The organism is Mesorhizobium sp. B2-3-5 (genome assembly GCF_006442395.1).
Taxonomy (GTDB): domain Bacteria; phylum Pseudomonadota; class Alphaproteobacteria; order Rhizobiales; family Rhizobiaceae; genus Mesorhizobium.
This window is the reverse complement of the sequence record NZ_VFVX01000004.1, coordinates 105,832-120,288: the sequence shown is the minus strand read 5'-3', so window position 1 is coordinate 120,288 and position 14,457 is coordinate 105,832. Positions and strand designations below refer to the sequence as shown.

Annotated in this window: 12 protein-coding genes; 5 read left to right on the top strand and 7 right to left on the bottom strand. The window is 64.0% G+C overall.

The window, feature by feature from the left end; genetic code table 11:
• Positions 1–33 precede the first annotated feature (33 nt).
• Positions 34–1,329 carry a DUF445 domain-containing protein gene (locus FJ958_RS06990; RefSeq protein WP_140740991.1) on the bottom strand — a complete coding sequence of 432 codons (1,296 nt, stop codon included), beginning with the start codon at positions 1,327–1,329 and terminating at the stop codon, positions 34–36.
• Positions 1,330–1,597: 268 nt separating this feature from the next.
• Here FJ958_RS06990 and rirA point away from each other — a divergent pair, with 268 nt between their 5' ends.
• Entirely contained in the window at positions 1,598–2,059 is a 462-nt protein-coding gene (rirA, locus tag FJ958_RS06985; RefSeq protein ID WP_137934645.1) for an iron-responsive transcriptional regulator RirA, read from the top strand.
• A 155-nt stretch (positions 2,060–2,214) separates the two neighbouring features.
• Here rirA and FJ958_RS06980 read toward each other — a convergent pair whose 3' ends face one another.
• The 5 genes from FJ958_RS06980 to hemP are packed head-to-tail and all read right to left on the bottom strand — an operon-like array spanning position 2,215 to position 6,345.
• Positions 2,215–3,003: a heme ABC transporter ATP-binding protein gene (locus FJ958_RS06980; protein ID WP_140740989.1), complete on the bottom strand. Its 789-nt coding sequence runs from the start codon at positions 3,001–3,003 to the stop codon at positions 2,215–2,217.
• Between the two features lie 22 nt (positions 3,004–3,025).
• On the bottom strand, positions 3,026–4,126 hold the full coding sequence (locus FJ958_RS06975; protein ID WP_140740988.1) for an iron ABC transporter permease: 1,101 nt from the start codon (positions 4,124–4,126) through the stop codon (positions 3,026–3,028).
• A gap of 11 nt (positions 4,127–4,137) precedes the next feature.
• Positions 4,138–5,046: a hemin ABC transporter substrate-binding protein gene (locus tag FJ958_RS06970; RefSeq protein WP_140740986.1), complete on the bottom strand. Its 909-nt coding sequence runs from the start codon at positions 5,044–5,046 to the stop codon at positions 4,138–4,140.
• Positions 5,047–5,057: 11 nt separating this feature from the next.
• The gene (locus FJ958_RS06965; RefSeq protein ID WP_140740984.1) at positions 5,058–6,116 is read right to left on the bottom strand and encodes a hemin-degrading factor; all 1,059 of its coding nucleotides are present in this window, start codon (positions 6,114–6,116) and stop codon (positions 5,058–5,060) included.
• A 22-nt stretch (positions 6,117–6,138) separates the two neighbouring features.
• Positions 6,139–6,345 (bottom strand): hemin uptake protein HemP, encoded by a 207-nt coding sequence (gene hemP / locus FJ958_RS06960; protein WP_140740983.1) that lies wholly within the window; start codon positions 6,343–6,345, stop codon positions 6,139–6,141.
• 200 nt (positions 6,346–6,545) lie between these two features.
• Here hemP and FJ958_RS06955 point away from each other — a divergent pair, with 200 nt between their 5' ends.
• The 4 genes from FJ958_RS06955 to FJ958_RS06940 are packed head-to-tail and all read left to right on the top strand — an operon-like array spanning position 6,546 to position 10,674.
• Positions 6,546–8,738, top strand: coding sequence for a TonB-dependent hemoglobin/transferrin/lactoferrin family receptor (locus FJ958_RS06955; protein WP_140740981.1), 2,193 nt, complete (start codon positions 6,546–6,548; stop codon positions 8,736–8,738).
• 5 nt (positions 8,739–8,743) lie between these two features.
• Entirely contained in the window at positions 8,744–9,181 is a 438-nt protein-coding gene (locus tag FJ958_RS06950) for a hypothetical protein (RefSeq protein WP_140740979.1), read from the top strand.
• Between the two features lie 19 nt (positions 9,182–9,200).
• Positions 9,201–10,310 carry a TonB family protein gene (locus tag FJ958_RS06945; protein ID WP_348642195.1) on the top strand — a complete coding sequence of 370 codons (1,110 nt, stop codon included), beginning with the start codon at positions 9,201–9,203 and terminating at the stop codon, positions 10,308–10,310.
• A 49-nt stretch (positions 10,311–10,359) separates the two neighbouring features.
• Entirely contained in the window at positions 10,360–10,674 is a 315-nt protein-coding gene (locus FJ958_RS06940) for an antibiotic biosynthesis monooxygenase (RefSeq protein WP_140740977.1), read from the top strand.
• A gap of 30 nt (positions 10,675–10,704) precedes the next feature.
• Here the strand turns inward: FJ958_RS06940 and putA are convergent, their stop codons facing one another.
• Positions 10,705–14,313: a bifunctional proline dehydrogenase/L-glutamate gamma-semialdehyde dehydrogenase PutA gene (gene putA, locus FJ958_RS06935; RefSeq protein WP_140740975.1), complete on the bottom strand. Its 3,609-nt coding sequence runs from the start codon at positions 14,311–14,313 to the stop codon at positions 10,705–10,707.
• Between the last annotated feature and the right edge of the window lie 144 nt (positions 14,314–14,457).

Here is a 14,457-nt window from a genome sequence, read left to right as displayed (position 1 = left end):
CATTTCGAACACAGGCCTGGCGAGCGAGGCGCATCAATTGACCGGGAGCAGCAGCTCGATCGTGTAGAGCACGATACCCGCCAGTCCGCCGATGATCATGCCGTTGAACCTGATATATTGCAGGTCCCTGCCGATGTTCATCTCGATCAGCCGCGTCAGTTGCGCCAGGTCCCAGCGCTTGACCTGGTCGGCGATGAATTTCGATACGCCGCTCTTCTGGCTTTCGACGAAGGAGGCCAGCGCCACGACGAACCCCTGGTTCATGTCGGCCCGGATCTGCGCATCGCCGGCAAGGTGCCGCCCGACCTCGACGAACATGTTGGCGAGATGCGCGCGGATCACCGAATTCGGCGCCTTGGCGTCCTGTTCGATGAACAGGCTGAGGCTCTCCCACATATCGCCGGCCAGCGCCCTGACTTCCGGTCTGGCGAGGAAATCGTGCTTCATCTTCTCGGCACGCCTGGCATACTGCTTCGACGTCCGCAGCCGCTCGACGAAGCCTTGCGCGAAACGGTCGAACTCGGCGCGCATCGGATGGTTCGGGTCGGCCCGCACCTCGTCGAGCAAGGAGCCCGCCGAGGCGACGATCTTCTTCAGCAGATAGGCGTCGGCCCTGAACAGGTTGAACAGCGACGGCAGTTCCTCGCGGATCTTCTCGCGCATCGTCGCCAGCGCCTGCTCATCGTTGAGGAAACGGCCAATCACCTTGATGAATTCGTCGAACAGCTTCTGATGGCGGCGGTCATCGGTGAGTGCGGATAACAGCTCGGCTGCCAGTGGCGCCAACGGCACCTTTTCGATCTGCTCGAGCATGCGGCTGGTGACGAAGCCGCGCAGCCCAGATTGCTCGACGGCGGCAAGCGTCTGCGGCACCAGGCGCACGACGAAGCGCGACAGGCCGGCGGCGCGCTCGGCATCGGCCAGCCAGTCGGCGACCAGCGCCGAAAAGTCGACCTCGGCCAGCTTTTCCCGCACCGGCTCCGGCGCCAGGAAGTTGACCTCGATGAAACGGCCGAGATTGTCGGCGATGCGGTTCTGGTTTTCCGGAATGATGGCGGTGTGCGGGATCGGCAGCCCGAGCGGCCGCCTGAACAGCGCCACCACCGCGTACCAATCGGCGAGGCCGCCGATGGTCGCCGCCTCGGCGAATGCAGCGACGAACCCCAGCCATGGATAGGTGCCCTGGAACGATTTGGCCAGCACAAACACCAGCACGCAAAGCGCCAGCGCGGCCGTAGCTATGAATTTGGTTCGCCGCAGCGCGGAGAGTTTGGCGACCGCGTCGGTGTCGAAACGGATAGACGCCAGGGACTGGGCCGATTGAGACATGATGAGCCGCTCCTCGTCGATCCCAGCCTATCTAGTGCTTCGGCCGCCAAAATGCCCGCGACGGCCGATTTCCCAAGCTTTCGCACCGCCGCGCACATAAAGTTGACGAGAATATTCATCTATCAAACGATGCCAGTCTGGAATTATTCCAAGGTATAAGCCATATTCGGGTCGAGGCCAGCGTGGCGAATCCGAATTCCGGATAGGAGCCGCGCGGCAAAGTTTTTGGAAACTGGCGTGGGTTGCGCCAGCGTCTAGCGAGGACAAGATGCGGCTAACGCGCCAAACCAACTATGCCATGCGCATCCTGATGTATTGTGCCGCCAACAATGACCGGTTGAGCCGCATTCCAGAGATCGCGGCCGCCTATTCCGTGTCGGAGCTTTTCCTGTTCAAGATCCTGCAGCCGCTGGTCGAGAACGGTCTCGTCGAGACGGTTCGCGGCAGGAATGGCGGCGTCCGGCTTGGCCGGGCCGCCGAGGCGATCAGCCTGTTCGACGTCGTGCGCGTCACCGAGGAAAGCTTCGCCATGGCAGAATGCTTCGAGAACGACGCCGCCGAATGCCCGCTGGTCGACAGCTGCGCGCTGAATTCGGCACTGCGCGAGGCGCTCAACGCCTTCTTCGCCGTGCTTGCCCGCTACACGATCGCCGATCTCGTGGCGGCACGGCCGAATGTGCGCAACCTGCTCGGCATCGACATGCTGGAGCGCCGCGCGCCGGCCGCGTAGTCCACAACACGGCTTTAACGGCTCGATTCTATTGACGCATTGGTGCGCGATGCCGCCCATGATTTCGTCATTCCAGGGCGGAGCAAGGAGCGAAGCGACGCGCGTAGAGGATGGCGAAGTGGGAAGGGTTTGGCAAATCTTTCCTCGTGCCAAGCCTAAGCCAATGATTGCGGCAGCACGAATGGCATGTTGCCGGCCGGCAGAGCGCCGACTCTTAGCCGGCAATCGAACACTTTCTCGATCAGATCATCGCTCAGCACATCCTTTGGCGAACCGTTCGCGGCTAACCTGCCGCGATGCATGACGAAGATCCGGTCGGCATACATGGCCGTCAGATTGAGATCATGCAGGATGGCGATCACGCCGCCGCCCCTTCGTGCGAAGTCGCGGGCGATGTTCATGATGATCAGCTGGTGCTTGATGTCGAGGCTGGAAACCGGCTCGTCAAGGAATAGATAGCGGGGCTTGCCGTCGAACACCGGCGCCCAGACCTGGCACAGCACGCGCGCAAGCTGGACGCGTTGCTGTTCGCCGCCCGAAAGCTCCTGGTAGAAACGCCCGGCGAAGCCGTCGAGATCGACGCGGGCCAGAGCCCGCTCCGGCAACCTCGCATCCTCGCCCGGCAAGACGCCCGAGCGGCCGCCGACAAGGCCGAGCTTGACCACTTCGCGCACCGTGAATGGGAACGACAGCGTCGTTGCCTGCGGCAGCACCGCGCGCAGGACGGCAATTTCGACCGGCTTCATCGCCGAAAGATCGCGGCCGTTGAGGGCGATGCATCCGGTATAGGCAAGCTCGCCGGACAACGCCCTCAAGAAGGTGGTCTTGCCGGAGCCGTTGGGGCCGACGATTGCCGCCACTTCGCCCGGCCGTGCATCGAAATCGACGCCGCCGACAATGCATTTGCCCCCAATCGCCACCGAAACATTTCTTGCCTCGATCATCCAAGCCTCACAGGTTCCAATTTCAGAGATCGACGACGCCGCGCTTGCGCAGCAGGATCCACAGGAAGAATGGCGCGCCTGATATTGCGGTGACGATGCCGATCGGCAATTCGGCCGGCGCCACGATGGTGCGGGCAACGGCGTCGGCGAGCAGCAGCAGCGAAGCACCGAGCAGCGCCGAGGCCGGCAGGAGGTAGCGATTGTCCGGGCCGATCAGCAGGCGCAGCAGATGCGGCACGACGATGCCGACGAAGCCGATCCCGCCGCTGACCGCGACGGAAGCGCCGACCGCCGCCGAGACGCCGACGATGGCCGTGTATTTCAGCCGCTGCACCGGTATGCCGAGATGGCCGGCGGTCGCCTCTCCGAGCGCCAGCGCGTTGAGCCCGCGCGCCAGGAACGGCATCGCAGCCAAGGCGATCACGATGATCGGTCCGACGGACCCGATCTTCGCCCAGCTCGCGCCGCCCAGCGATCCGAGCGACCAGAAGGTCAAGTCGCGCAACTGGCGATCATCCGCCATGAAGATGAGGATGCCGGTCAGCGCCATCGCAAGCGCGCCAAGCGCGATGCCGGCGAGCAGCATGGTGGCGACCGATGTGCGGCCCTGCCGCGTGGCGACTTGGTAGAGCACCAATGTCGCGACAAGCCCACCGCAGAAGGCGGCCAGAGGCAGCGCAAACGTGCCAAGCAAGGCCATCATCGGTGCCAGGATGGTGCCGCCGAGCACGATGATGGCAACCGCGCCGAGGCTGGAGCCAGCGGAAACGCCGATCAGGCCGGGGTCGGCCAGCGGATTGCGGAACAGCCCCTGCATGACGGCGCCACAGACCGCGAGCGCTGCCCCCACCAGCATGCCGAGAATGACGCGCGGCAGGCGGATGTCGTAGACGATAAGGCTGTCGCGGGCGCTCAGGGCAGCGTCGCTTGGAACAGCCCCAAACAGCCGATCCCTGAGAACGTTGACAGCCGACGCGTCCGATGCTCCCGACGTGAGCGACAGCAAGACGGCAACGGCAAGCCCCAGGCACAGCAGAAGAATGACGGCGCGGGCGCGCCCGGAACGGTCGCCTTCGGATGCATCCATCGCCTTCACCGGACCGGCGATCGATTGATCGACCATGATATGCCCCGCTAGTCCGTGACCTGCCCGCCATAGAGCGAGACGGTGAGGTCGTGGATGGCGTCGGCGGTGCGCGGCCCGAAGCCGAGCAGGTAGGCACCGTCTATGCGGATTATCTTGCGCGCGGTTCCAGCCGGCGTCGATGCGATCGCCGGATTGCCGAACAATTCCTCGTCCGACACCGGCGGCCCGGCATTGCTCATCATCAGGACCACATCCGGGCTGGCGGTGACGATGGCCTCGTCGGACATCTGCTTGTAGCCGGAAAAGCCTTCGACCGCGTTGACCGCGCCGGCGAGCTTGACCATGCCGTCGGCCGCGGTCTCGCTACCGGCCGCCAGGATCTTGCCGCCTTGTATCGACAGCACGAACAGGACGCGTTTGCGCTGCTTGATCGAGGCTGTCTGCTTTTCGGCGGCCGCGAGTTTGGCCTCAAGCTCGTTGGCCAATGCGTCAGCCTTGGCGTCGATGCCGAGCGCCTTGCCGACAATGCGGACCTTCTCGAGAATGCCTTCGCGGCTATAATGCTCAGGCACTTCGATGAACGGGATGCTGGTCTTCTTCAGCACATCGATGGCTTCCCTGGGCCCGCTGCCCTGCAGCGCCAATATGCCGGTCGGATTGACCGACAGCACACCCTCCGGCGACAGCTGGCGCATATAGCCGACATCGGGCAGGCCGAGCGCGGCTCTGGGATAGCGGCTGGTGGAATCGCGGGCCACCAGATGCTTCTCCTCGCCAAGCGCGTAGACGATTTCGGTGATCGAGCCACCGATGGCCGCGATCTTGGAAGGATCCGGGAAGACAGCGACGTCCTCAGCGGCGCCAGCCGGTTGTAGCGCGGCAAAAGCAAGCGAAAGGCCGACCATCGGCCCAAGCATCGAGCCGCGCATGACTGGCAGGTTCGGGAAAAACCGCATCACACTGTTCCTCAGGCTGCCGTCGGGCTGGGAATGCGCGGCAAGGTCTCGGCCAGGAATCGCCAGTCGTCGCGCTCGCCTTCGTCTTCATGCCGCTTGCCGAAGAACTGAATGATCATGTCGCCATTGGCGGCATAGACCTCCAGCGAGGTGACATGGCCGTCCTTGGTCGGCTTGCGCACCGCCCAGATTTCATGGATGTGGTCGGTTCGCAAATGCAGGTGGAAGGTCTCGTCCAGCACGTTGATCCACGGCCCCATCGGCTTGATCGACTTGACAGGCCCCGAATGGATCTGGATGCAGCCGCGGTTTCCCACAAAGCACATGATCGGCATCCCGCCTTCGGCGGCATGATCGAACATGGCGCGGACCGCGTCCTTGTCGAGCAGCCAGGCATAGTCCTGGCCGACCATGCGCACCGCCTGGCGGCGGCTGAGCTTCAGTGTCTTCAGCATGCCGAAGAACTGGTGCACATCGGTCAGCCGGCTCCAGCGGTCGCGCAGGTCGTGGAGACTGGCCGTGGTTGCCGCAGCCTCGCTCTCGTCCGGGATTGGCACTGAAATGTCGATCGCCGGCTCCTGGTTCGACGATTCCAGCGAAGCGATCAGCTTCTGGTAGGCGTAGAGGCTGGAAGCCGGCCGCAGATGCACCTTGTGCACCGCCTCGCCCGCCACATCGAAGAACTGCAGGCTGCGGCGGATGTCGTCGCCGTCGCGCTCTTCCACGGCAAAGCCATGCGCCCAGACTTTCGGAAAGATGCGCAGGTCGATGTTCTCGCCGAGCACCATGGCATTATGATTGCCGGTGACAACCTTGTCGTAGACGCCGATCTTCTCGTGCACGGCACTTTCATTTCGGGTCAGTGCCATCACCTCGCCGACGGCCTCGAGCCCGGTCAGAAGATCATTGACGCGCGGCTCGATGCGAATGACGCCGTCGCCGCAATGCGCGGCGACGAGTTCGGCTTCGGAAATGCCGATCTGGACGGCCAGGTCACGCTCGCGCGCTTTCGGATTCTCCCTCCGTGCCCGCCGGATTTCATGTGCGGTGGGTTTTACGCGCTGATCCATCTCTTACCCCTGATGCCTTGTCTTACTTGTTGAGAATGAGCTTGCCCTGCCGGGTGATCTTCAGCCGATAAAGCGCGCCATGATGTTCGATGCCGATCTCGTGCTCACCCTGGAACAGCGTGTTGCTGGAGAGCGTTCGCACCGCCATTGGGATCCGATCAAACCGGGTGGAGGCATCATCGGAGCGGCGGGTGCGATAACGAAAATCGTTCGGATTGTGCGTGTTCATCTGGGATCGATCCCTTTCCTGTGCCGGGCATCTGGCTAGGCGTTGCGCTATTGCCGATTCATTTCTTGACTCGAATAATCATGTTTACTAGTCAGTGCAATACCGGAGTAATCGAGTCAACATTTAAACCCCGGCCATGATCAAAAATGCGAGCCAGCCCCAAGCCAGCCAGCGCGCAACCTGGAATTTGGAGTTGGGGCATGGGATTGATGAATTGGGAATGGCGCGGCCGGGCCGCGACCAACGGCGGAGCGGCTTTGTTGGCGAGCGTGGCGGCGATCGCCCTGTCCGCGCCATCAGCGCACGGGCAACAGGCGGCGCAGCCGGCGGCGGGACAGCAGGCTGATCAGTCGAAAAAGATTGACGAAGAAAAGGCCGCACCGGCAGGTGCGACGCTCCTCGACAAAGTTCTGGTCATCAGCCGCACCGGTGAGACCGCGATCGAATCGCTGGCCTCGGCCAGCCATGTCGGCCAGGAGCAGCTTGATCGCCGCATGGCGACGACGCCGAACGAGATGCTGCTCGGCATTCCGGGTGTCGCCGCTCAGGCCGACGCCAGGCGCGTGAGCACCAGCATCAACATTCGCGGCCTGCAGGATTTTGGCCGTATCGCGGTGATCGTCGACGGGGCACGTCAGGATTTCCAGCGTTCCGACCATGGCACGCAATCGACCTTCTATATCGATCCCGAGCTGGTCAAATCCGTCGATGTGATCCGCGGTCCCGTCGCCAACACCTATGGCTCGGGCGCCATCGGTGGCGTCGTTTTCTTCGATACCAAGGACGCCGAGGATTTTCTCAGACCCGAGGAGACATGGGCAGGCTCCGTCACCGGACGCTATGAGAGCAATGGCAAGGGCTGGACCACCAGCGCCACCGGCGCTTATCGCTTCAATGAGAACTGGGACGCATTGGCCAACATCGTCTACCGCAACTATGATGACTACAGGCATGGTGGCGGCGACGCCGTTAAGGGCACCGGCTTCGACGTGCTGAGCGGCCTGCTCAAGACCACCATCCGGCCGACCGACAACAGCGAGCTGAAGCTCGGCTGGGTGGGCTCAAGCGATGGCTGGAACGAAACCAGTGGCGGCGTCCCGGTCAACGATGTCGACCTGAAGTCGAACACCTTCACGGCCCGCTACAACATCACGGATGAAGACAAGAGCTGGCTCGACCTCCATATCAACACGTCGTACAATAAAACCAATCTCGATCTGACCAGCCTTGTCCCGCAGAACCGCTTCGATCCGGCGACCGGCCTCCCCATTGTCTTGCCGGCAGGGTCGCAATCGACTTTCGACGTCGGCACAACGGGCATCGATATCTGGAACACATCGCGCTTCGAAACCGGCGGGATCGCGCACGAACTGACCTATGGCGGCGACTGGGTCGGCGACAACGTCAAGACCGGTGGCGCGGCTGGCGGCGACAGCTTCTACACGCCGTCGGGCAAGCGCAACGTCTCTGGCGCCTACGTCCAGGACAAGCTCACCTGGGACTGGCTCGAAGTCATCGCCGGCCTCCGCTACGACAGCTACAGCCTGAAGGACGATACCCACGAAACGTCGGGCGACCGGGTTTCTCCGCGCGTGACCGTCGGTGTTTCACCCTTCGAGACCGCCGGCCTCGCGGGTCTCCAGATCTACGGCACCTATGCGGAAGGCTACCGCTCACCGTCGATCACGGAGACATTGATCAGCGGCAATCATCCCGCGGGAGTGAGCTTTCCGTTCCTGCCCAACCCCAATCTGCACCCTGAGACCGGCAAGACGACCGAGTTCGGCGTCAACTACAAGCAGAACGACATTGTTGAGGCCGGCGACGCGCTTCGACTCAAGGCGGCCTATTTCAACAACAATGTCGACGACTTCATCGATGGCGTGACGCTGTCGCCGTTCGCTCCCGGCAGCGGCTGCCCGTTCGGCCCCGGCATCCCGATCTGCTTCCAGTATCAGAACTTCGCCAAGGCCAAGATCGACGGCTTCGAACTGGAAGGCGTCTATGACGCGGCCTGGGGCTATGCCGGCCTCTCCGCATCGTTCATCGATGGTCGTACCATATCCTACAAGGGCGCCGAGGCCGATCTTGCCACGATCCCGTCCTCGCAGGCGACAGCCCAGCTTGGGCTGCGCTTCCTCGAGGACAAGCTCACCTTCGGCGGCGAAGTGCAGTACAACGGCAAGCCGAAGGGCAATTTGGTGGCCAAGGATTACACGCTGGTCAACGCCTTCGCCAGCTATCAGGCGACCGACGCTTTGAAGGTCGATTTCCGTGCCGACAATCTGTTCGATGTCAAATACGCCAACCCGCTGAACGGCAGCACCACGGTCGCGGTCTACGAGCCGGGCATCACGCTGAAGCTGGCCGCGACGATGCGGTTCGGAGGCTGACGACCATGACGACGACATCCCTTCGTCTGCTGACCTCGACGCTGGCGATGTCGCTTGCGACGGTTCCGGCGTGGGCCGAAGGGTCCGCGCCGGGGCCTGTCCTCACCTTGGAGCTCAACGCCGCTCAACCTTCCGACAAGGGCTGCCGGCTGACCTTCCTGATCAACAACAATCTCGGCGCCGACCTCTCCAAGGCGGCGTTCGAGATCGCCCTGTTCAACGAAGCCGGCGTCGTCGACCGGCTGACCGTGCTCGACTTCAAGGACCTGCCGTCCGGCAAGACCAAGGTGACGCGCTTTGATCTGGCCGGCGCGGATTGCGCCAAGGTCAGCCGTGTGCTGATCAACAGCACGACCGAATGCGCGGGCGCCGGTGTCGAGCCCGCCGCCTGTATGCGCAAGCTGAAGACCGACACCAAAACCAGTATCGCTTTCGGCGTCTAAGGCATTGGGACTGCATCCCTTGTTCGGGCAAGACACCGTGGTCCGGCCGCTGGCCAGCACCGGCATCCCGCCATTTGGGGCAAGCGATCTTGATTTGACTTTTGCCCGTTGGTCGCTGCAATTTCCGGCCCGCCACATGCAGGAAATCAGTCCCCTCCCCGACGCTGGCAGCGAACTGGCGATAGCGCCGGCCGAGCGGCTTGCATCCGCACGGCCAGCCCGTAACGGCAAATGGCCGGCAGCCATTATCGCGTCCTGCCTGCTCCATGGCGCAGCGGCGGCATTTTTTCTGATGTCGCCGTCCGGCATCTTCAATTCGAGGGATGCGGAGCAATCGGAAGGCAGCGATCACACAGGCGACAAGGTGGCCGGCAGCGCGCTGGACAAGGACCCGGCGGCAATGAACGTCACGCTGGTGCCGAACCCGCAACCGGCCAGGCCCGAACCGGCAAAGGCTGTCAAACCGGTGCCGCCGTCAAAACCTCCGCAGCCGCCCAAAGAAGTTGACCAAACCCCCAAACCCACCCAGGATGCAGCCAAGCCGCAGCCTTTGCCGGAACCTGTCAGGCAGCCGGTGGCAACGCCGGACATACTGGCAACGGCGACCCCTCGCCCGGATAACAGCGTGGCTGCCAGGACCGAAACGCCGGCACAGCCAAGCGTCCAGGCCGAAAGCACCCAAATGCCTGTCGCCGTTCCAGACCAGCCACCGATCCCGAGCGCCCGGCCAACTGCGGCAGCCGCCTCTGCGACAGCGACGGATGAGAGAAGCGGCACGGCCGATGGCCTGGACCGGCTGGCGCAGACCGCCAGCAAGGGCAAGAGACAGAAAGAGGCAGGCAGCGCCACGGAAGACAGCTACCGGGGCGACGTCTTCAGAAAGCTCGGCAGCGTCAATCGCACGCTCCCGCCTTCGCTGCAACTGACCGCACGGAACAATGCGGTTGTCGCATTCGTCATAGGCAGGAAGGGCAACATAGATGAGTTGCGCATCCTGGAGAGCTCGGGGTCGGCGGCTTTCGATCAGGCCGCGCTCGGCATCGTGCGCAAGGCCGCTCCCTTCCCCCCAATTCCGGCACGAACTGAAAGCCCAGGTTTGGAGTTCGAGGTTGGAATCGGCCCATTTTGAATGGCACGGAACTGCGACGACTATCGCCCATCCGCATGAAAGGACCCCCGTGTACATCGCCATGAACCGCTTCAAGGTGCGGAACGGATCGGAGGCCGATTTCGAGGCCGTGTGGAAGAACCGCGATTCCAGCCTCGCCGAAATGAAGGGATTCCGGGAATTCCGTCTGCTGCGCGGCGCGCTCAACGAGACCGAGGGCTACACGCTTTTTGCGTCGCACACGGTGTGGGCCAGCCAGGACGATTTTGTCGCCTGGACCAGATCGGAGAATTTTCGTGCCGCCCACAGGAATGTCGGCACGACCAAAGTCCATTATCTCGGCCACCCGCAATTCGAGGGCTTTTCCGTCGTCGAAGGCGCCTGACGACGCCAATGCCCGGGAGGCAGCGCCGGCTCAGGCCGCCGCGAGCAGGCTTGCATTGCCGCCCGCCGCCGTCGTGTCCACGCAGACGGCCCGCTCATGCGCATACGCCGCCGGATAGAGCACCTCGCTGACCAGCGGAACGATCGGCCCGCTGCGCTCGGCAATGACCTTGCGCACGATGCGCGCCGCTTCCGGCGTACCGGAGAACGCGACGACATCGACGCGCAGCGAACGTGCCTCGACCGGATCGGGCCGGCCATCGATCGCCGCCAGAGGCAGGCCCTTCCCAGTCAACGCGGAAAGTGCCGCGGGAGCTCCCGGCGCCACGGCCAGCACCGCATTGCCGGCGGCGAGCGCCTGGATCGTCTGGGCGAGCAGCGTATCGCCATCTGGACCGAGACACAGCACCCGCCCGCGCGGCGACAGCGACAGCGTGTTGGCCTCGCCGGTCGGCCCGGGCAGATCGACCTGGCCGAAATCGATAGCAGCGGCAGCCCCGATGGCTGCAGCGCCCTTGCCGCGCAGATGCTTGCGCAGGATGGCGATCCGGTCCGGCCGGGTCGACCAGCCGCCAAGCGTCGGATCCGGCAGATTGTCGGCGAGCTCGGTCGCCGTCACCTTGTGACCATCCTGAACATGAGTGCCGGCCTCTGCCGCCTTGCGGAAGCGCCTGAGATAGTGCGGCCCGCCGGCCTTCGGTCCCGTGCCGGATAGCCCCTCGCCGCCAAAAGGCTGTGATCCAACCACGGCGCCGATCTGGTTGCGGTTGACATAGATGTTGCCGGCATGGATGCCGTCGACGAAATGCTGCGCGCGGCCCTCGATGCGGGTGTGGAGGCCGAAGGTCAGGCCATAGCCCTTGCGGTTGATGGCGGCGATCACGGCGTCGATCCCGTCGGCGTCGAAAGTGGCGACGTGCAGCACCGGCCCGAACACCTCGCGCTCCATCTCCTCGATGCCCTTGACCCGGAAGACATGCGGCGCGACGAAGCGGCCGTCCTTCGGGACTTCGAGCTTGGCGATCAGCCGGCCCTCGAGGCCCTTCTTGATGCAATAGTCGCGGATCGAGGCCTGCGCCTCGTCATCGATGACCGGACCTACATCGGTCGAGATCAGCCAGGGATCGCCGACATTGAGCGCTTCCATGGCGCCCTTCAGCATCTCCAGCATCTTCTTCTCGACGTCCTTCTGGACATAGAGCACGCGCAGCGCCGAACAGCGCTGGCCCGCGCTCTGGAAGGCCGAGGCCAGGATATCGCGCACCGCCTGTTCGGGCAGCGCGGTTGAATCGACGATCATGGCGTTGAGGCCGCCGGTCTCGGCGATCAGCATGGCGTCCGGCGCCGCGGTCTCGGCCAGCTGCTTTTCGATCAGCTTGGCGACTTCGGTCGACCCGGTGAAGCAGACACCGGCAATGCGCGGGTCGGCGGTCAGCGGCCCGCCGACCGACGGGCCGTCGCCTGGCAGAAGCTGGATGACGTCTTCCGGCACGCCGGCCTCGCGCAGCAATTCGACGGCGCGGAAGGCGATCAGCGGCGTCTGCTCGGCGGGCTTCGCGATCACCGAATTGCCGGTGACGAGTGCCGCCGCGATCTGGCCGGTGAAGATGGCGAGCGGGAAATTCCACGGTGAAATGCAGACGATGGCGCCCCGCGCCTCGGTGCCCGCTTCGGCATTTGCCGCCTCGGCGGCGTAATAGCGCAAGAAGTCGACCGCCTCGCGCACCTCCGCCACGCCGTCCGCCAGCGACTTGCCGGCCTCGCGGGTGGCCAGCGCGAAGAATTCGACCGCATTGGCCTCATAGAGATCGGCGGCGCGACTGAGGATGGCGGCGCGCTCAGCGACGGGACGCTTGGCCCAGGCCGGCTGCGCTTCCACCGCGATGCGCACGGCGGTCGAGACCTGCTTGGCGGTGGCCTCATGAACCGTGCCGACCACCTCGTCAGGCTTCGCCGGATTGACGATCGGGCGCTGCTTGCCGTAACCGGCGGCGCGCGTGATCGGCTTGGCGTGCCAGCGGTCCGGCCCGGCAAAGGCCGCCCTGGCCTTGTCGATTGCCGCCAGCGTCACCGTGTCGGTGATGTCGAATCCCTTCGAATTGCGGCGGCCGGCACCGAATATCTGGGAAGGCCGGACAATCGCCGGATTGGCGGCCGGCCCCTGGTGCTCGATCGTCTCGAGCGGATCGCGGGCAATGTCCTCCGGCTCGACATCCTCATCGGTCAGCTGGTGCACGAAGGAGGAATTGGCGCCGTTTTCCAGCAGCCGGCGCACCAGATAGGCCAGCAGGTCGGAATGCGCGCCGACCGGCGCATAGATGCGGCAGCGCGTGCCTTCGGCCTTGCGCACCGTCTCGTGCAGCGCCTCGCCCATGCCATGCAGGCGCTGGAACTCGAATGAATCGCGATCTCCCGCCATGGACAGGATGGCGGCGACGGTGTGGGCGTTGTGCGTGGCGAACTGCGGATAGATGCGGTCGGTCATGCCAAGCAGTTTTTTCGCACAGGCGATGTAGGAGACATCGGTGTTGGCCTTGCGGGTGAAGACGGGATAGCCCGACAGTCCAAGCGTCTGCGCCCGCTTGATCTCGGTGTCCCAGTAGGCGCCCTTGACCAGCCGCACCATGATGGTGCGGTCGTATTTCTTCGCCAGCGCGTAAAGCCAGTCGATGGCAAACGCGGCGCGCGGCCCATAGGCCTGAACGACGACACCGAAACCGTTCCAGCCGGCGAGTTCCGGCTCGGCCAGCACCCGCTCGATCACGTCGAGCGACAGATCGAGACGGTCGGCCTCCTCGGCGTCGATATTGAGGCCCATGCGCGAATGCCGCGCGGCCAGTGCAAGCGACAGCAGGCGCTCGGCCATGACCGGCAGCATCTCTTCCTTCTGCGCCACCTCATAGCGTGGATGCAGCGCCGAAAGCTTGACCGAGATGCCGTGGTTCTGGCGGATATCAGGTCCGTTGGAGCCGGAATCGAGCGAGGAAATGGCGTCGGCATAGGCCTTGTGGTAGCGCAAGGCGTCGGCTTCGGTGCGGGCAGCCTCGCCCAGCATGTCGAAGGAATAGAGATATCCCTTCTGGATCATCGGCCTGCCGCGCTTGACGGCTTCCGCGATGGTGCGGCCGAGCACGAACTGCTCGCCCATCTCGCGCATGGCGGCGGCGACCGCCTTGCGGATAACCGGCTCGCCCAATCGCCGCACCATCGAACGCAACGTGCCTTCGATGCCGCCCTCGCCCTCGTCGAGGACACGGCCAGTCAGCATCAGCGCCCAGGTCGAAGCATTGACGAAGATCGAGCTCGAACCGCCGGAATGCGCCGACCAATCGTGCGGCGCAATCTTGTCGGCGATGAGATCGTCCATCGTCTCGGCATCGGGTACGCGCAGCAGCGCCTCGGCCAGGCACATCAGCGCCACGCCTTCCTTGGTGGAGAGGCCATAGGCGGAGAGGAAGACCTCCATGAGCCGTGGATCCGACGAGCCGCGCACCGCCCGCACCAGGTCGGCGGCGCGGGCCGAAATCGCCCGGCGGTCCTCGGCCGAGAGCCCCGTCGCCTCCGCCAGACGCTTCAGCGCCTCGTCTTCATCGGGCAGGTAGTTGGCGCGGATCTGCTGGCGGATAGCGTCGAGCGGCATGGCGGTCCTATGAGCAAGCACAACGGAGCGGCCCGGCGATCACCGGACCGAATGGCGCAAGCTAGCACAGGCGTGAATTTTCGTCGGTCCGAAGAAATCGACATTATAGCCCATTTGGTCTATCATGGCGCTATGAATTCATCA